We start from the raw sequence: 17,611 nt of genomic DNA on the forward strand, positions 1-17,611 counted from the left end.
GAGCCTCAAGAGGTCAACCCATGCTCCTCCCGCGAATCCTGATCGCCCTCGTCGGAGCGGTCACAACGGTCAGCGCGGTGCTCGCCGACTTCGTCGTCCCGCACCTGGCGGCGCAGCACGCCTTCAACCCCGGCTGGCCGCCCCACGCCAAGTTCCACGACGCCCAGTACATGGTGATGACGGTGCTCCTCGGCCTCATCGGCCTGGGCCTCGCCCTGCGGCAGGGCCGGAACACCCGCGGTCGGCTGCTGTGTGCCGCCGCGGTCCTGGCCACCCCCTGGCTCGGCATGATCGGCGCACTTCTGTTCCCCGGCACCGCTACCTACGACCCGGAGTTCTCCGACCGGACCCTCTTCGTCCTCGGCGTGCACGGCCAGGTCTTCACGGCAATCATCCTGACCCTGGCCCTGCTCGGCGCGACAGCGGCAACACTGCGCACGCCCACGGACCCCACCACCTGACGTAAGCCTCAGCCGGTTGGAAGGCTTACCCCGAAACGTCCTCGACCCAGTTGTACCGTCCAGCCGGCCCCACGAGCGTGACGCAGCCCCGTCACTGTGACTCCTCCATGCGGATGGCACGCCGCAGGTCGTCGGCCGCTGCGTGGCTCGTGCCCTCGCGCTGCTCCAGCATTGCCGCCGCGATGGCGTCCAGCTTGCGCTGAACGGCGCGCGCGTCACGTCGTTCGGTGTTCTTCAGCAAGGTGAGCAAGAGGAGGTTGATGGCCGTCATGACATCCCCCGCGAAGATCAGCCAGGGCACCGGCAGGTGCGCGAGGTGCACGGCGACCATGCCGAGGACCAGTAGCACGCACAGGGCGTAGAACAGCGGGGAGCTGGTGACGTTCGATGCCCGCTCGGAGAAGGCGGCGAACCAGTCGCGCCCGGCGCCGCCCCGCTCGGCGGGATGCTGTGTACTCATGCCGCCATGCTCCCTGCCGGCACCAGCCGTGCGGGATCTGGGGGCCCCGTGTGCCCGATTTCCCACCGGGCGGCGCAAGGGACCGGATCCTGCCGTGACCAGCATCTACTCACCGCATCGAGGCACTCACGGCGTGGGACTGATGGTGGCGGGGTGGACGTCGCCGAAGCCGGCGATCGGCCGGTCCGTGTGAATGCGGTATCCCGTTGTGCATCTGCCGGCCGCCGCTCATAGAGGAGGGCCGGACCCGTCCTCGATGAGCGGCGTCCTGGCCGACAGCGCTTAACGTCTGCTTCCGGCCTGGCGGCCCCGCCTTACTTCAGGTGCCGGGTGAAGAACCGGGCCGCGTCGTCCACCTCGAACTGCGGGGTGCCGGTGTGCCCGCCCAGATTGGCGTGCAGCGTCTTCTCCTTGGTGCCGAAGGCGTCGAACAGGTCGAGGACCGGCTGCCGTTCCATCCCTTCGTCGTCCCACTGCATCAGGAACTGCAGCGGGACGGTGACCTGCCGGGCCTCCTCGCGCAGGGTGTCAGGCACGAAACTCTGGCCGAAGAAGGCGGCGGCCGAAATGCGCGGCTCGACCACCGCCAGCCGAATGCCGATGGCGACCATCCCGTCGTACCCGACCGGGCCGCCGATCTCGGGCAGCGAGAGGAGGGCATCCAGGGTGGTCCGCCATTCCGGGACCGCCTTTTCGACCAGCGGGACGATGAAGGCGTCGAGGATCTCGTCGACCGGCTCGCCGGCCTGCACCGCCCGGCGAAGGTCGGCGCGGGACTGCTCGTCGGCGGCGGAACGGGGCCGGTCGCCACACCCGGGGGCGTCGATGGCGGCCACCGCGAAGCCGTACTCCGCCGCGTAGCGCCGGGCGCGGGCCACCAGCCGGGGGAGCCGCATGTGCAAGCCGCCGGGGTGGCCGATCAGGACCAGCGGGGCCGGTGCGGATCCAGGCGTCCACAGGATGCCGGGGATCTCGCCGAGGGTGAACTCGCGTTCGAGGACGCCGTCGTCGAGGCGCTGTGTGGAAGTGAAGTGCATGGTCGTGCCTTTCGGGAGTCTGTGAACGGCGCTCCCGGACGACCTATCGCCCGACCGTGACCCCGGAGGGGAGCACCCATGTCGATACTGCGTTCACGGGTACCACCTCCTCGTTCTCTCGCACGGCCTCCGGGAGATTAGCAGTGGTCACCGTGGTGCGCCCACGGGTTTTTGCGGAGGGTCCGTAGCCGGATTCGACGGAGCCACCTACACGGTCATGGTCGGGTGGCAGGGGGGCGGCAGCGGACCTAGCCTGGCCAGCAGTCGGTCCGTCGGCCCACGTCCGGGTGCCCGGAAGGTGAGATTCGTGAGCGCGTCCCATGAGGAACAGGAACGGCTGGAGCCCAATGTGGGCCCCGTTCCCACAGGTGAGCCGGAGTCCCGCCCCTATCACCACCCCGCCGCCGGATGGGGTGCGGCCAAGAGCGTGACACGGTTCCTGGCGCGTGAGGGTGCGCTGGTGGACGGGCCGCGGGCGATCATGCGGATGAACCACGAGAACACCGGATTCGACTGTCCCGGCTGTGCATGGCCGGACGACACCAAGGGTCTGCACCTCGACATCTGCGAGAACGGGATCAAGCACGTCACGTGGGAGATGACGCGCAAGCGCGTCGGGCGCGAGTTCTTCGCATCCCATTCGGTGACCGAGCTGTCCGGCTGGAGCGACTACGCGCTGGAGGACCAGGGCCGGCTGACCGAGCCGATGGTGTACGACCCCGGCTCGGACCACTACGTCCCGATCAGCTGGAAGGACGCGTTCGCGGTGGTCGGCGTGGCCCTGCGCGAGCTGGACGACCCGAACCAGGCGTCCTTCTACACCTCCGGCCGGCTCGGCAACGAGGCCACCTTCCTCTACCAGCTGATGGCCCGTGAGCTGGGCACCAACAACCTGCCCGACTGCTCCAACATGTGCCATGAGGCCAGCGGGCGGGCACTCCAGGCGTCGCTGGGCACCGGCAAGGGGACCGTGGACCTCAAGGACTGGGAGAGCGCGGACGCGCTGTTCATCCTGGGAGTCAACGCCGCCTCCAACGCGCCCAGGATGCTCACCGCCCTTGCCGAGGCGTACCACCGCGGCGCCCAGATCGTGCACGTCAATCCGCTGGTCGAGGCGGCCGCCACCCGCGCCATCGTCCCGCACGACTTCACGGACATGGCCTTCTTCAAGACGACTCGGACGAGCACCCTGAACCTCCAGCCGCGCATCGGCGGCGACATGGCGTTCCTGCGCGGCATGGCCAAGGCGATCCTGAAGCAGTCCGCAACCGACCCCAAGGCGCTGGACCTGGAGTTCATCGACCGTCACACGGCCGGTTTCGAGGAGTACCGGGCGCTGTGCGAGGCCACACCCTGGGAAGAGATCGAGAGTCAGTCCGGGCTCAGCCGGGAGGGCATCCTCAAGGCGGCGCAGGTGTACGGCGAGGCCGACCGCAGCATCGTCTGCTGGTGCCTGGGCCTGACCCAGCACGAGCACGGCGTCGACACCGTGCGGGAGATCATCAACCTGCTCCTGCTGCGCGGCAACCTGGGACGTGAGGGGGCCGGCCCTTCCCCCGTGCGCGGGCACAGCAACGTCCAGGGGAACCGCACCTGCGGTATCGACCACCGCCCCGCCGACGCCTTCCTCGACCGTCTGGCCGACGTCTGCAAGATCGAGCCACCGCGGGCGCACGGCCTGGACACCGTCGGCACCATCCGTGCCATGAAACGCGGCGATGTGAAGGTGTTCGTCGGCATGGGCGGCAACTTCGCCCTCGCGGCGCCCGACACCCCCTACACCTACGACGCACTGCGCAACTGCGACCTCACCGTGCAGGTGAGCACCAAGCTCAACCGCAGTCACCTCGTGCACGGCCGGCAGGCCCTGATCCTGCCGTGCCTCGGCCGCACCGAGAAGGACCACCAGCGTGCGGGGGTCCAGAGCACGTCCGTCGAGGACTCGATGAGCATGGTGCACCTGTCCATCGGCATGAAGCGTCCCGCCTCACCGCACCTGCTGTCCGAGCCTGCCATCGTCGCCGGCATGGCCCGCGCGGCCCTCCCTGGCAGTACCACCCCCTGGGAGTGGTACATCGAGGACTACGACCGCATCCGGGACACCATGGCCCAAGCCCTCGACGGCTTCGAGGACTTCAACCGGCGGGTTCGCCTGCCGCTCGGCTTCCGCATCAAGCAGCCCGCCCGTGAGCTGGTCTTCCTCACCCCGTCCGGACGCGCCGAGTTCTCCAGTGCGCCCTTGCCCGACGTCATCCCCGCCCCCGGCACCCTGGCACTGGGCACGATGCGCTCGCACGACCAGTGGAACACCACCATCTACTCCGACAACGACCGCTATCGCGGCATCAAGAACCTGCGCACCCTCGTCTTCATGAACCCCGACGACATGCGGGAACGCGGTGTCGCCGAATTCGACCGTGTGGACATCGTCAGCACCGCCAAGGACGGCAGCCGGCGCCACCTCAACGGCTATCTCGCCATCCCGTACGAGATTCCCCGGGGCTGTGCGGCCGGCTATATGCCCGAGATGAATGTCCTGTGCGCGCTCGCCGACTACAGCACGCAGAGCGACCAGCCGATCATGAAGCACGTCAAGGTCACCATCGAACCCGCCGTCTGAGGCCGGGTGGGCGACGGACACTTGGGGTTGGTTCGCGGACTCCCGGTTCACGGTTGGGCCGAGAGGGGAACATCTGGTGCGCGCCGGGTGCCCGGAGGGCGACCGAGCGCCCATCCGACACCGACCCAGCACGCGCAGGAATTCCCCTCCTCTTCACTAGTCGATTAGTCGCGAACAGAGTAAGTGCGGCTGTGCCCGGTGCATCCGGACCAGGGTCATCCGGTGACGATTCCGGTGACGAGGTTGATGGTGGTCGCCAGGATGCTGGTGCCGAAGACGTAGGACAGCAGGCAGTGCCGCAGGGCCACCGCGCGAATTGTCGAACTGGAGACGTCGGTGTCGGACACCTGGTACGTCATTCCGAGGTTGTAGCTGAAATAGAGGAAATCCCGGTAGGAGGGCGGCTTCTCGGAGTTGAAGTCGATTCCGCTCCCGGACCGGTAGTAGAGGTATGCGTAACGGGTGGCGTACATCAGGTGCAGCGCCGCCCAGGTCACGAACACGCCGCCGAGGGCGACCGCGGCCGCGGTGTGGCCGGAGTCGGACTTCCCGACCAGGAGCAGCAGCACGATGGCGACCAGTCCGCACACGGCAGCGCCCACGACCACGAGTTCGTCGACGAGGGGCCGGAAGTCCTCACGTTGGGCGTTTTGGTGAGTGGCCCCGGCGTCCATCGGCCAGAGCACCAGCCAGCCGGCGACGACGAAGACGAGTTCCGTCGCGGCGATGGCGGCGAGAACTCCCATCGGTGGTCCGGCCGGCACTCCGACGGCCACGCCGGCCGCGGCTCCGACGGCCATCGCGCCTCCGAGCCGGGGGACTGCGGAAAGCGGCAACCAGGTACTCATAGGGCAAAACGTAACCGCCCCGCAGTCGGTCAGCCCGGCGAGACTGCGCCGGGCGGTTCAAGGGGCCCGATCGGTCGACCGCGGTACGGACGGGGACGGTCGGTCGACCGGACCCGCAGCCGCGGCACCGCCATCGGACTTCCCGGCCCGGCGTCACGGCCGTGTCCGGAGGCGGAACGCGTGGACACACGGACGCCGGTTCAGGGGTCAGGAACCCTGCCGGGCGCGGGTGATATACACCGGAAATGCCCTCTTCGTGCCGTTCATCGTCTGCCGCGGCCGGGCACGGTTGGCGGCGTGCCGCCTCAGGGGCTGCGCGAGTGCTCTCCCTTCGCGGCGCACTCGTGCTGCACACGGTGGACGGGGCGTTCCTCTTCGCTGTGCGTGCTGCCCTGGCCATGGCCCTGGTGGCACTGCCGGTGGCGCAGGCGGGACATCCCGATCTCGCTGTGTACGCCATGCTGGGCGCCTTCACCGCCACGTTCGGCCGCAACCTGCCGTACCCGCGCCGTGCTCACGTCCTCGCGCTGGTCGCGGTGGCGATGACGGCGTGCGTGGGGTGCGGTTCGGCGCTCGCCGCCTGGCTCCGTCCGTGGACGGGCGGAGCCGGTGCCGCCGTGGTGGTGGCGACGACGGCCGTGGTCGCCGGGCTGGCGAAGTTCGCTTGTGACCGGACGCGGTTGAGCGGGCTGGGCGCCGTGTTGCTGCTGTTCTCCTTCGCGGTGTCGGCCAACAGCTCACCCGCCCCCGCCGACGTTCTTCCGCAGACCGCGCTGGCCGCTGCCGGAGCGGCGGTCGCCTGGGTGCTCGGCGTATCGGGCCGGCTGCTGCATCCGGACCGTCCGCAGCGGCTCGTGGTGGCCACCGCCCTGCGGGAGCTGGCGGCGCTGCTCGACGCACTCGGAGCGGGGGCCGGCGCCCGGCGGACGCGCCACCGGGCGACCGTCGCGGTCCTGCACGCCTACCACGCCCTCGGTACCGCGCCGCCGACGGAAGCCCGGCGGACCGGCCGGAACGAACCCTTCGTACGTCTGACGGACCTGGCCTGGTCGCTGCTGGTCTGCTCCGCGCGCCTGTCGCCCAGCGATCCCACCGCCACGGCGCGTCAGCTGCGCCGGCAGGCGCGGCCGCTCACCGACCGGCGCCGCCGAGCGCCCGCCGTCCTCCCCGAGCTGTCACTGCCGGCAGCGGCCCGGGACAGCGCCGCCCAGCGCACGGCAGAAACCGCTGCGGAGTCGACAGACCCCGTGGCCCGACGTGCATCCGATCTGCTGGTGGGGCGCCACCCCGACGGGCCCGGCCACCTCGCGGTCCTGGCCGTTCCCGCGCTCCGCATGGTCCTGGGCACCGGGATCGCGGGCGGGCTGGCCCTGGCGTTGGGCCTGGAACACGGCTACTGGGCGGCGGTCTCGGCTGCCGCCGTACTCCACTCGGTCAACCTGCGCACCACGGCGCAACGCGCCGTTCAACGCACCCTGGGCACGTTCGTCGGACTGCTGATCACCCTCGCTGTGCTGGCCGCCCACCCGGCTCCCATGGCACTCGCCGTGTCGGTCGTCCTGCTGGAATTCCTGCTGGAATACGTCGTGGCCAGCAACTACGCACTAGGCGTCGTCTTCCTGACGCCTTTGGCGCTGCTGCTGAGCGACTTGGCCTCGCCCGCCCCGGCGGGGGACCTCGTCCACGACCGGGTGCTGGGCAGCGTGCTGGGCATCGCCGTCGGGCTGGTCTGCGCACTGCTGGTGGTCCACGACCAGGCCGCAGTACGCGTGGAGCGTGCCCTGGCGGCGTGCACCGAGGCGGCCGGGCAGGCGGAGCGGTCGTTGGCCGAGCGGACCGGCCCGCCTCTCGCCGTCGTCCAGGTCCAACTCGTGCTGGCAGTGGTGGAGTTGCGCGATGCCGATGACGCCGCCGCGGGAGAGCTGTGGCCGGCGGGCATCGATCCCGCCGAACTCGCAGCCGCCGAACAACGCGCCTACCTCCTGCTGGAGCGCCTCCACCACCCCCGGTAGCGACCGGTCGCCGCCGCCACCAACCGGCCGTGTGACGGCGACAACCTGACGCCCGGCCCCGGCCCCGGACCTTGGGCCGAGGCGACCAGGGGAGCGATGAATCGCCGGGTGCTGAAAGCGCATCCCCGGGCGCCCGCCACTGCGGTAGGTGTCCAACCTCGCGCGGACGTCCTCGGCGTCACCAATCCATTGCCCGCAGGCCGGAGATGTCCTGAGCCCGTCGCCCGCCCGCGCTTCGCCCGCACCCGTGCGCTCCCGCCTCGCCTGCTGCACGGTCTCCCGGAGCTTCACCCCCGGAAGACAAACCTCACCGAGACTCGGACGAGAGCGGCAGGACGTCACTCGCCGGCGTCCCTGAAGCGGTCTGAGCACGGCGTTCCTCGGCGACGAGGCCGAGCACGCGGGCCCGCTCATGGCGGCCCCAGGTCTCCTTGGTCGCGAGGATGCCGCCGAGGCCGATCACGGCCGCGCCGAGGTAGAGCAGCGCGGCGCCCGGCCAGCCGAAGGCACCCACCAGAGCGGCGGCGAGCAGTGGGGCGAAGCCACCGATGGCCGCGGCGACTTGGTAGCCGAGCGAGGCTCCCGAGGTACGGGTCGCGGTGCGGAACTGCTCGGTGAGCAGAGAGCCTTGGGTGCCGGTGAGGGATGCGTGGATGAGGCCGATGCCGATGATGAACACCGTGACCACGAGGGCGGGTTGGGCGGAATTGGTGAGCAGGTACATCGGGAAGGCGAAGAGGACCGCCGCCGTACAGGCCGTTATGTAGATGGGGCGGCGTCCGATCCGGTCGGTGAGCGCGCCGGCGAGGAAGGTGACCGCGATGGCGAGGATGCTGGCGACGGTGATCGCGCCGAGGGCGACGGGCCTGAGGTCGGGGTGGCGTTCGGTGATGTAGCTGAGCAGGTAGGTCGCGGTGGAGTAGTAGGCGAAGGATTCGACGACGCGCAAGGCGATGACGCGCAGGATGGCGCGCCAGTCGTCGGCCAGAGTGGCGAGGAACGGGTTCTTCTCGGTCTTGCCGCCGGCCTGGGCTTCCTGGAATTCGGGGGATTCGGAGAGCCGGGAGCGCACGATCAGCGCGGCGATCACGAGGACGGCGCTGAGCAGAAAGGGTGTCCGCCACTGCCAGTTGCCGTCGAGGGTGTCGCTCCACGCGAACACGCCGCTGGCCAGGGCTATGCCCAGAGGATTGCCGGACTGGGGGATCGCGGCGAACATGCCGCGGCGGTGCCACGGCGCGTGCTCGTAGGCCATGGTGATCGCCCCGCCCCACTCGGCGCCGAACGCCAGGCCCTGGATCATGCGGATGGCCACGAGCAGGATCGGTGCGAGCACACCGACCTGTTCGTAGGTCGGCAGCGCGCCGATGAGGAAGGTGGCGGCGCCCATGACGATCATCGCCGCGACGAGGACGGGCTTGCGGCCGAACTTGTCGGCGAAGTAGCCGCCGATGGCGCCGCCGAGCGGGCGCATGACGAAGCCGACCGCGAGGGTGGCGAAGGAGAGCAAGGTGCCGACGAACCGATCGCTCTCGGGGAAGAAGACCGATCCGAAGTAGAGCGCGGAGGCGGTGCCGTACGCGATGAAGTCGTAGTTCTCGACGCTCGTGCCGAAGGCCGCGGCGACCGCGGTCTTGACGCGGTCCTTGGAGCCGAGCACGCTCCGCCGTCCGGCAGGGACGCTGGTGGACATGGGAGTTCTCCTTTGATGGTCGCCGGATCGACTCCGGCGTCTACGAGTGAGGAGGATGGGTCCGCACGAGGGGAGGGCGGATCCTTTGACCATGTGTTGGGGCATGACGAGGAGGCGCCCGGCCTGGTCGTCCGTGGGCAGGGCGTTCGGTATCAGCGAAGGAGAAGGCTCAGCCGCTCAAGGGGTGCGTGGGTTGCTTGGGCGGCTGGTCAGGGGGCCAGGGGCAGGGCGTCGAGCGCGTTGAGTTTGGCTACCCGGCGGCGGGTTTCCTCGTCGTCGTCGAAGACGGCACCGAGGAACTCGCGGACGATGTCGGGCACGAGCGCATGCGGGACCAGCCAGGCCCCCATGGCGATGGCGTTGGCGTCGTCGTGCTCGACGGCCTGGTGCGCGGAGTAGGGCTCGTGGGCGAGGCCGCAGCGGACGCCGGGCAGTTTGTTGGCGGCCATGACGGCGCCCTGGCCGGTGCCGCAGACGAGCACGGCCCGATCGGCGGAGCCGGAGAGCACAACCTCGCAGGTTGCGCGGGTGATGTCCGGGAAGTCGACAGGGTCGCAGCTGTGGGTGCCGCAGTCGATCACCTCATGTCCGAGAGCCTCAATGGCCTCGCGGACGGCGTCCTTGAGCGCATATCCGGCGTGATCCGCGCCGAGGGCGACCTTCATCGGCTGTTCCTTTCAGGACGGGCACACTGCGGTTTCGCCGGGTGGCGGACGGACGTCGCAGTGCTCGGTCGGGTGGGGGAGCGGCGGTGAGCGCAGCGTGCAGCCGTTACTCGCACGCCGCGCGATGGCGTAAGCGCAGTCGACGGCCTTGACGGCGATCGCGTGCTCGGCGCCGGGCACCATCACGGCGCACAGCCGCATGGCCTGAAGGGGTGCCCTCCGGCTGAGAGGCCCAACCAGGGGTGACGCTGGGCTCGCGAGCGGGCAGATCGAGCAGGGCGGGATCACCGCCGAGCGCACCGCCGAGCGCACCGGCGAGGAGCGTCCTGCTCCGCGCTGTCACAGCTTCGCCGGGGCCAGGCGGACGGCTGAGGGAGCCGGCGTTCTCGGTGACGGTGGCGCCGACCGCGACCCGAGTCCTCATCGGGCGCCCGGCAAGGCCCGGTCGGCGAAGGTGGTGGGGACGCGTTGCCCGGGTGCGGCGCGGCCGGCGACGAGGTCGACGAGCCCTCGTACACCGAGCCGGCCGATCGACGACGCGTCGTTGCGGACCGCGCTGATGGGCGGTGAGGCGAACTCGAACCAGTCGAGGTCGTCGAAAGAGACGATCTCGATGCGGGCGGCCTCTTCCGCGCCGAGCCGCTCGCGCAGCGCGCGCACGGCTCCCAGGGTGGTCGGACCGTTCGCGCCGAACACGGCCGTGAACGTGACGCCGCGGTCGAGGATGCGGCACATGGCCTCGGCCGCCCCGCCCGCCAGGAAGTCACCGGCCTCCAGCAGCCGGTCGTCGGTGCTGATGCCGTGGGCCTGGCGCCCGGCGAGGTAGGCGGCGCGACGCTCGGCTCCGGTGGAGACCGTGTCCGGACCGCCAATGAAGGCGACGTCGCGATGGCCCCGTCGCTGCAGCCAGGCGAGCACCTGCTCCACGCCCTGAGCGTTGTCGGTGCCGTACAGCGGTGCGTCGACGCCCTCGATGCTGCGGTTGAGGAACACGAGCGGCAGTCCGGACGCGAGCGTGGCCGCGAGCTGCGGCGAGACGGTGCTCTGCGGCGAGAACAGCAGGCCGTCGATGCGTTGGGAGGCGAACGTCCGAAGGTAGGCGTCGGCCTGCTCGGCGTCCTCGTTCGCGTTGGCCAGCAGCACGGTGTATCCGTGGCGGCGGGCCTCCTGCTCGGCGGCGTGCGCCAGCTCGGAGAAGAACGGGTTACGGATGTCCGAGACGAGCAGCCCCAGCACGTCGGTGCGGGCGCGGCGGAGGGAACGGGCGGGGCCGTTGGCGATGTATCCCAGCTCGGCCGCGGCAGCGAGCACACGGGACCGGGAGTCGGCCGAGGTTTGACTGCTGCCGCTGAGCACGCGGGACGCGGTACCGAGCGCGACCCCGGCCCGTGCGGCGACGTCCTTGATCGTGGCCATCCGCCCCACCTCCTTGTGGAAACGTTTCCATGAACCGACTGAATTTAAGATCGCACACCGATCGCGAAATGAGCAAGGTCCCGGAGCGGAAACGCAGCACCGCACGAGCTCGGCCGGGGCGGCCGGAATGTGCCGAGCTGGGGAGTACCGGAATGTGCCGCGCTGGGGGAGTAGTTGGCAGCTCCGCAGCTCGTCCACTGGCATGGAGCGCACGGCGGCCCATCGGCCCATCGGTCCGCCGGTCCGGGCCGGCGCATTGCCTGGCTTCTACGCCCGAGTCCTTGCACGGCACCGGGCATCCGCGGTGATGTGCGCCGGTGCTCGTCGCTCGATCGGGCAGCCTTCGGAGGTGACGCCTGAATCAGGCTTGACGCGGAGCGTCAGGCTGCAACGCGAGGGCGCCCGCAGTCACTTCCACTGGCTGGTAGTTGCACGCTGCCGGGAGCGGACGGTTCAGGCGGCGATGACGCTCGAACCGTTCGCAAGTGCTGTTTCGCACGTGGTGTGCAGCATCCAGTAGACCTGGGCGATCTCGTAGGGCGCACGGTGGGGGGCTCTCAGGCGCCTGCGTGCCGATCACGACGTTGATGCCCACGTTGGGTGGCGGGAGGGCTCGGGAGTGGGCAGAACTCGGGTCCGTAGGTGCCCGGACCGCCGGGAATGGCGGTCTCCATCAGTTCGATCGCGGGGGCCTCCAGCCCGCGCATGGCGTGGACCGCCGTGTTCAAGGCGCGGGGCCCGCCTCCGTCCCAGGCATGGTCGAGGGAGTTGAGCACGGAGTGGTAAGCGGCGTCGAACCGGTTCAGGAGTTGCCGAACGTGCGTCGAGGGGTCGGGCCATCCGCCTTCCGGTACTCGTGCCATGGGGCGGACATCCGGGAAGGGCACGGGCGAGCCCGTGAACTCCCATTTCCCTCCCACCTTGCGCAGTCGCCGGCCGTGGTAGATCTCGCCGAACGCGTAGTAGTGGGCGGGATGGTCGTCCTCGAAGGTGTCGGACGGGGAACTGGCGGTGCCCTCGCCCTGCTCCTTGACCATTTCCAGGGCCCACTCGACGTCGTCGAGGTTCTCGATCGGTTTCAGCACGTCCGAGCCGATGTGTTCGGAGAGTTGTCCCCGGGTTGACAGTTCAGGTGCCGTGGAACGGAACGCCTTCTGCAGTTCGTTGTAGAAGGCACCGACAGTGGGTGAAGTGTCTTCGCTCTGGGCGAGCGGGGTTTCAGGAGCCTCGATCGCCATCATCACGTCATGTACGAGTGACTTGGTGAGCCCTGACAGATACACGGTCACTCCGTCGCGCACACCGCCGGGCAATGGTCCGGGATAGCTGGGTGCCGCGTCTCTGATCTGTGGCTGCCCGCCCATGGCGACAAGCAGGTTGGACACCACACCCAGATGGAACATCTCGTCGCCGACGATGCGTCGGATCAACCGGGCGGCCTCGCTGCCACGGTCCTTGACGGACCACCAGCCGCACAAGTAAGCCGGAATTGTGGCGAGTTCGAGTTCGACGGCTACCTGGAGGGCCGACCTGATCCAGGCGGATCCGCGGAGGTCCTCGGGGACCGCGAGGAGGCGTCCCACGGAGCCGTGGTCGGGCGTGGGGAGGGGGCCTCCGGCCGGTAGCTCGACGGCCTGCGCGGTATTGGCGCCCGCGACAGGCATCGCGGCTGCGAAAGCGGCTGACGCCAGGAAACTCCGGCGCTTGAGCTGAGCGCCCGTCGGTCCGTCCGGGCTTTCCGTCGCTCCAGTCACCGCTGCCTCCGTTCACAACATGGGTTGGCCTCGGCTGCAGTCCTGGGCCCTCGAACAGTTCGCGAAGCTAGCAGCCTGCGCCGCTGATCTTGGCGTGTCCGGCTTCAGCCAAGGGATCCACCACCCTGTCGGTCCAGTCGCGTCATACTCCGGGGTCGGGCAATCCGGTTCGCCCCGTCGGCGGCTGATGCTCTCGGCGAGTGTGGGGTTGATGGTGCGGCCCGTGTCGTACACACCGAGCATGCACGGCACGCGCATCAGCCTGAGTGCCGTGTCGACGGCGACCTTGGCGAAGGTGGCGACGTCAACGGCCAGGAGGTGGCCGACGGCGAAGTTGGGGAGCTGGCGGCACGCGGCCGTACACGCTGCGCGGCTCCGCCCGTGCCCCGAGCACAACGCCCGTGCGTTCACCCCGGACGGCTTCTATCTGCCGGGGGACCTGATGCGGCGACACCCCTCAGGCAACTACGTCGTCGCCGGCAGGCGCAAGGACCTCATCAACCGCGGCTGGGATTCGATGTGTGCGGGGTTTGCGGGCTGGGCGCGGCTGTGGGCGTGGTCATGTCGAGCAGCATCATGGCGTCGTGGTCGGGGGTGCCGGGTTCGGCGGTGTAGACGCCGATGCGCTGGCCGGGGGTGCCTTCCAGTTGCATGGACTGGGAGGTGAGCGTGATGGTGCCGATGCGGGGGTGGTGGAAGGTCTTCTGTGCGGGCTTGCGGCCGGTGACCTCGTAGCGTTCCCACAGCCGGGCGAAGTCGGGGCTCTTGAGGAGGAGCTCGCCGACGAGGTTGGTCAGGTCGGGAGCATCGGGTGCGGTGCCGGCCACGGCACGCAGCCGGGCGACGCAGGCGGTGATCTGGCGGTCCCAGTCCGGAAACAGATCACGCGCGGCCGGGTGGAGGAAGAGGTAGCGGGCCAGGTTGCGGTGCTTGGCGGGCCAGTCCTCCAGGCCCGCGTACAGGGCAAGGCCGCCGGGGTTCCAGGCCAGCATGTCCATGCTGCGGCTGATCACGTAGGCCGGGTTCGGCCGCAGCGACTCCAGCAGCAGCTTCAGGTGGGGGCGCACGGTGCGGCTGGGGGCCGGCGGCGGTTCTGAGGTGTAGCGGGCGGCGCGGGCGGCTAGCTCACGCAGGTGCTGGTGCTCCTGGTCGTCCATGTGCAGGGCGCGGGCGAGCGCGTCAAGGACGGCGGGGCTGGGGCGGGTCTCCTTGCCGCGTTCCAGGCGCACGTAGTAGTCGATGCTGATGCCGGCGAGGGTGGCCAGCTCCTCGCGGCGCAGGCCGGGGGTGCGGCGGATGCCGGCGCCGACGGTGAGCCCGACGTGCTCGGGGCTGGTCTGGGTGCGGCGGGCGCGCAGGAAGCGGCCCAGCTCGGCGCCCTCGCTGTTCGCGCTCTGGGATGCCATGCCCCCAGTCTCACCCGACGGCCCCCCGCTCCGCAGACGGGAGGGGGGCCCTGCCATTACCCCTGAAGAGCCCGCCCTGCCACACGGGAGCAATCCGGGCGAAGGTTGATGAGGAAAGACGCCGGACCCTTCGCCGTCACCCAGGCTCCGACCGGCACGGCCTGCCGGGCCGGGCGAGAGCGAGGGGACGGGCAACGCCACCGACCGGAGAAGGCGAGATGCGGTACATCAAGCTGCGTGACCTGGAGGTTTCCCGGATCGGGCTGGGGGCCATGGGCATGTCCCACGGCTACACCGGCTCGGGCACCGACGAGGTGGAGTCGATCAGGACCGTGCACCGGGCGCTGGAGCTGGGCGTCACGCTCATCGACACCGCCGAGATCTACGGCCCCTACACCAACGAGGAACTGCTCGGGCGGGCGCTGAAGGGGCACCGGGACAAGGTGGTGCTGGCCACGAAGTTCGGCCTGGTCTCCCACGGAGGCGAGGGCGCGTGGAACCTCGACTCCAGCCCGGCCAACATTCGCACCGCGGTCGAGGGCTCCCTGAAGCGCCTGGGCACCGACCACATCGACCTGTACTACCAGCACCGGGTGGACCCGAACACGCCGATCGAGGAGACCGCCGGCGCCGTCTCCGAGCTGATCGCCGAGGGCAAGGTCCGCGCCTTCGGCCTCTCCGAGGCCGGTCCGGACACGATCCGCCGTGCCCACGCCGTCCAGCCGGTCACCGCGGTGCAGTCGGAGTACTCGCTGTGGACCCGCGGAATCGAGGAGCGCGTCCTGCCCGTCCTGCGGGAGCTGAACATCGGCCTGGTGCCGTTCTCCCCGCTGGGCCGCGGCTTCCTGACCGGCACTGTCCGCTCCACCGACCAGTTCGATGAAGGCGACTTCCGCCGCGACAACCCGCGCTTCACGGGCGAGAACTTCCAGCGCAACCTGGCGCTCGCCGACGAGGTCAAGGCCCTGGCCGCCGAGGTCGGCGCCACACCCGCGCAGGTGGCGCTGGCCTGGCTGCTCGCCCAGGGCGAGGACATCGCCCCGATCCCTGGCACCAAGCGCGTCAGCCGGGTCGAGGAGAACACCGCCGCCGACGCCGTCACGCCGACCGCCGAGCAGTTGAACAAGCTGAGCAGCCTGCCGCCCGCCGCCGGTGACACCCACACCGCGGCCCAGGCGCAGTTGCTCGAACGCTGATGCATCCGCGCCGACCAGCACGACCCCTGTTTGGAGTACCACCCTCATGCGTGCAGCAGTCATGTACGGAGCCGGCGACGTCCGCGTCGAGAACCGGCCCGACCCGAAGCTCGTCCAGCCCACCGACGCCGTGGTTCGCGTCGTCGCGTCCTGTGTGTGCGGCAGCGACCTGTGGCCCTACGCGTCCATGCCCGCCGCCGGCATCGGCCGCCCCATGGGGCACGAGTTCCTCGGCGTCATCGAGGAGACCGGCGCGGACGTGACCGGCCTGAAAGCCGGTGAGCTGGTCGTCGCCCCGTTCACCTACAGCGACAACACCTGCGACTACTGCGCCAAGGGTCTGCACATCTCGTGCCGCAATGGCGGCCGGTACGGCTTCGACGGCGTCGACGGCGGGCAGGGCGAAGCCGTCCGTGTCCCGCACGCCACCGGCACTCTGGTGAAGCTGCCGGTGGCCTCCGACTCCGCGCTGCTGCCGTCGCTGCTGGCGCTGTCGGACGTGATGACCACCGGCCACCACGGCGCCGTCACCGTCGGCGTCGGCCGCGGTGATGCGGTGCTGGTGGTCGGGGACGGTGCGGTCGGCCTGTGTGCGGTGATCGCCGCCGAGCGGCTCGGTGCCGAGCGGATCGTGCTTGCCGGCCGCCATGAAGCCCGCACCACCCTGGGCCGCGAGTTCGGGGCCACCGATGTGGTCGCCGAGCGCGGCGAGGAGGGCATCGCCCGCATCCGCGAGCTGACCGGCGGCGTGGACAAGGTCATCGAGGCCGTCGGCACCCGCCAGGCCCTCGACACCGCGCTCGGCGCGGTCCTGGACGGCGGCATCATCAGCCGCCTGGGCGTCCCGCAGTACGAGCAGGGTCCGATCGGTCCGGCGGAGTTCATGCGGAACGTCACCCTGACCGGCGGCGCCGGCCCCGCCCGCGCCTACATCCCGGACCTGCTGCCCGACGTCCTGGACGGCACCATCAGCCCTGGCCGGGTCTTCGACCGGACCTTCCCCCTCGACCAGGCACCGGACGCTTATCGGGCCATGGCCGACCGCCAGGTCCTCAAGGCCCTCATCCGCCCCTGACCCCCCACCCACGCAGCGAAGGGAATCTCCCTCATGCAGACCGTCACCCTCAACAACGGCGTCGAAATGCCGCTCCTCGGCTTCGGCGTCTACCAGATTCCCGCCGAGGACACCGAGCGCGCCGTCTCCGCGGCCCTGGCCGCCGGCTACCGCCTGCTGGACACCGCCGCGGCCTATGGCAACGAAGAAGCCGTCGGCCGCGCCATCAAGTCCAGTGGGATCGCCCGTGGGGAGCTGTTCGTCACCACCAAACTGTGGGTGCAGGACGCTCCCGCCCAGGACAACACCCGCCGCGCGTTCGAGACGTCCCTGAACAAGCTGGGCCTGGACCACCTCGACCTGTACCTGATGCACCAGCCCTTCGGCGACGTCTACGGCCAGTGGCGCGCGATGGAGGCGCTCAACCGCGAGGGCGCGGCCAAGGCGATCGGTGTCGCCAACTTCTACCCCGACCGGCTGATCGACCTGATCGTCAACAACGAGATCACCCCGCAGGTCAACCAGATCGAGACCCACCCCTTCTTCCAGCGCGCCGACTACCAGGACCTCATGCGCGAGCACGGGGTGCAGATCCAGTCCTGGGGCGGCTTCGCCGAGGGCAGGAACGACCTGTTCACCAACCCGCTTCTCGCCGAGATCGGCAAGGAAATCGACAAGTCGGTCGCCCAGGTCGTCCTGCGCTGGCTGACCCAGCGCGGCGTCATCGCCATCCCCAAGTCGGTGCGGGCCGAGCGCATGGCCGAGAACATCGACGTCTTCGACTGCCGGCTCACCGACGAGCAGCTGGCCCGGATCGCCACCCTCGACACCGGCAGCTCCCTGTTCTTCGACCACCACGACCCCGAGATGGTCACCTGGCTCGCAGGGCGCCGCCTGGAGAGCTGAAGGGCGTCACCAGAGGTCCCTTGGCCGGCCGCTGGTGCCCGCAAGCGAATGCCCGGGGCACCCGCCCGGCTCCCGCACTTTCC

At 70.0% G+C, this 17,611-nt stretch carries 14 protein-coding genes; 6 read left to right on the forward strand and 8 right to left on the reverse strand.

The annotated features are described in order from the left end of the window. Positions 1-20 precede the first annotated feature (20 nt). Complete coding sequence (locus tag QOM21_RS33475) at positions 21-461, forward strand: DUF6640 family protein (protein ID WP_407554753.1); 441 nt, start codon at positions 21-23, stop codon at positions 459-461. A gap of 91 nt (positions 462-552) precedes the next feature. Here QOM21_RS33475 and QOM21_RS33480 read toward each other — a convergent pair whose 3' ends face one another. Beyond that, positions 553-921 carry a low affinity iron permease family protein gene (locus QOM21_RS33480; protein ID WP_407554754.1) on the reverse strand — a complete coding sequence of 123 codons (369 nt, stop codon included), beginning with the start codon at positions 919-921 and terminating at the stop codon, positions 553-555. A gap of 314 nt (positions 922-1,235) precedes the next feature. Then, positions 1,236-1,958 (reverse strand): dienelactone hydrolase family protein, encoded by a 723-nt coding sequence (locus QOM21_RS33485; RefSeq protein WP_407554755.1) that lies wholly within the window; start codon positions 1,956-1,958, stop codon positions 1,236-1,238. Between the two features lie 307 nt (positions 1,959-2,265). Between QOM21_RS33485 and QOM21_RS33490 the strand changes: the two genes are divergently transcribed. After that, positions 2,266-4,578 carry an FdhF/YdeP family oxidoreductase gene (locus QOM21_RS33490; protein ID WP_407554756.1) on the forward strand — a complete coding sequence of 771 codons (2,313 nt, stop codon included), beginning with the start codon at positions 2,266-2,268 and terminating at the stop codon, positions 4,576-4,578. Between the two features lie 215 nt (positions 4,579-4,793). On the opposite strand, the gene QOM21_RS33495 is transcribed toward QOM21_RS33490, so the two are convergent. Then, positions 4,794-5,426 (reverse strand): DUF1345 domain-containing protein, encoded by a 633-nt coding sequence (locus tag QOM21_RS33495; RefSeq protein ID WP_407554757.1) that lies wholly within the window; start codon positions 5,424-5,426, stop codon positions 4,794-4,796. 245 nt (positions 5,427-5,671) lie between these two features. Between QOM21_RS33495 and QOM21_RS33500 the strand changes: the two genes are divergently transcribed. Further along, a complete protein-coding gene (locus QOM21_RS33500) occupies positions 5,672-7,438 on the forward strand; it encodes an FUSC family protein (RefSeq protein ID WP_407554758.1) in 1,767 nt (588 codons plus the stop codon). Positions 7,439-7,745: 307 nt separating this feature from the next. Here QOM21_RS33500 and QOM21_RS33505 read toward each other — a convergent pair whose 3' ends face one another. The 5 genes from QOM21_RS33505 to QOM21_RS33525 form a co-directional block, all read right to left on the reverse strand. Continuing rightward, positions 7,746-9,131, reverse strand: a complete 1,386-nt coding sequence (locus QOM21_RS33505) for an MFS transporter (RefSeq protein WP_407554759.1) — start codon at positions 9,129-9,131, stop codon at positions 7,746-7,748. 209 nt (positions 9,132-9,340) lie between these two features. After that, positions 9,341-9,796 carry an RpiB/LacA/LacB family sugar-phosphate isomerase gene (locus QOM21_RS33510; RefSeq protein ID WP_407554760.1) on the reverse strand — a complete coding sequence of 152 codons (456 nt, stop codon included), beginning with the start codon at positions 9,794-9,796 and terminating at the stop codon, positions 9,341-9,343. Between the two features lie 420 nt (positions 9,797-10,216). Beyond that, complete coding sequence (locus tag QOM21_RS33515; RefSeq protein WP_407554761.1) at positions 10,217-11,212, reverse strand: LacI family DNA-binding transcriptional regulator; 996 nt, start codon at positions 11,210-11,212, stop codon at positions 10,217-10,219. 557 nt (positions 11,213-11,769) lie between these two features. Beyond that, positions 11,770-12,876, reverse strand: a complete 1,107-nt coding sequence (locus QOM21_RS33520; protein ID WP_407554762.1) for a ferritin-like domain-containing protein — start codon at positions 12,874-12,876, stop codon at positions 11,770-11,772. Between the two features lie 587 nt (positions 12,877-13,463). After that, a complete protein-coding gene (locus QOM21_RS33525; protein WP_407554763.1) occupies positions 13,464-14,372 on the reverse strand; it encodes a helix-turn-helix transcriptional regulator in 909 nt (302 codons plus the stop codon). A 218-nt stretch (positions 14,373-14,590) separates the two neighbouring features. Between QOM21_RS33525 and QOM21_RS33530 the strand changes: the two genes are divergently transcribed. The 3 genes from QOM21_RS33530 to QOM21_RS33540 are packed head-to-tail and all read left to right on the forward strand — an operon-like array spanning position 14,591 to position 17,528. Continuing rightward, positions 14,591-15,568: an aldo/keto reductase gene (locus QOM21_RS33530; protein ID WP_407554764.1), complete on the forward strand. Its 978-nt coding sequence runs from the start codon at positions 14,591-14,593 to the stop codon at positions 15,566-15,568. Between the two features lie 46 nt (positions 15,569-15,614). Next, positions 15,615-16,643: an alcohol dehydrogenase catalytic domain-containing protein gene (locus QOM21_RS33535; protein ID WP_407554765.1), complete on the forward strand. Its 1,029-nt coding sequence runs from the start codon at positions 15,615-15,617 to the stop codon at positions 16,641-16,643. 33 nt (positions 16,644-16,676) lie between these two features. Next, positions 16,677-17,528: an aldo/keto reductase gene (locus tag QOM21_RS33540; RefSeq protein WP_407554766.1), complete on the forward strand. Its 852-nt coding sequence runs from the start codon at positions 16,677-16,679 to the stop codon at positions 17,526-17,528. Positions 17,529-17,611 lie beyond the last annotated feature (83 nt).

It is taken from the genome of Streptomyces sp. Pv4-95 (assembly GCF_045782725.1).
Lineage (GTDB): Bacteria > Actinomycetota > Actinomycetes > Streptomycetales > Streptomycetaceae > Streptomyces.

Excerpts from the sequence above, each read along its gene's own strand:
- QOM21_RS33485 (WP_407554755.1), bottom strand. The coding sequence starts at position 1,958 with ATGCACTTCACTTCCACACAGCGCCTCGACGACGGCGTCCTCGAACGC.
- QOM21_RS33515 (WP_407554761.1), bottom strand. The coding sequence starts at position 11,212 with ATGGCCACGATCAAGGACGTCGCCGCACGGGCCGGGGTCGCGCTCGGT.
- QOM21_RS33510 (WP_407554760.1), bottom strand. The coding sequence starts at position 9,796 with ATGAAGGTCGCCCTCGGCGCGGATCACGCCGGATATGCGCTCAAGGAC.
- QOM21_RS33500 (WP_407554758.1), top strand. The coding sequence starts at position 5,672 with ATGCCCTCTTCGTGCCGTTCATCGTCTGCCGCGGCCGGGCACGGTTGG.
- QOM21_RS33505 (WP_407554759.1), bottom strand. The coding sequence starts at position 9,131 with ATGTCCACCAGCGTCCCTGCCGGACGGCGGAGCGTGCTCGGCTCCAAG.
- QOM21_RS33495 (WP_407554757.1), bottom strand. The coding sequence starts at position 5,426 with ATGAGTACCTGGTTGCCGCTTTCCGCAGTCCCCCGGCTCGGAGGCGCG.
- QOM21_RS33475 (WP_407554753.1), top strand. The coding sequence starts at position 21 with ATGCTCCTCCCGCGAATCCTGATCGCCCTCGTCGGAGCGGTCACAACG.
- QOM21_RS33525 (WP_407554763.1), bottom strand. The coding sequence starts at position 14,372 with ATGGCATCCCAGAGCGCGAACAGCGAGGGCGCCGAGCTGGGCCGCTTC.
- QOM21_RS33520 (WP_407554762.1), bottom strand. The coding sequence starts at position 12,876 with ATGCCTGTCGCGGGCGCCAATACCGCGCAGGCCGTCGAGCTACCGGCC.
- QOM21_RS33540 (WP_407554766.1), top strand. The coding sequence starts at position 16,677 with ATGCAGACCGTCACCCTCAACAACGGCGTCGAAATGCCGCTCCTCGGC.
- QOM21_RS33530 (WP_407554764.1), top strand. The coding sequence starts at position 14,591 with ATGCGGTACATCAAGCTGCGTGACCTGGAGGTTTCCCGGATCGGGCTG.
- QOM21_RS33480 (WP_407554754.1), bottom strand. The coding sequence starts at position 921 with ATGAGTACACAGCATCCCGCCGAGCGGGGCGGCGCCGGGCGCGACTGG.
- QOM21_RS33535 (WP_407554765.1), top strand. The coding sequence starts at position 15,615 with ATGCGTGCAGCAGTCATGTACGGAGCCGGCGACGTCCGCGTCGAGAAC.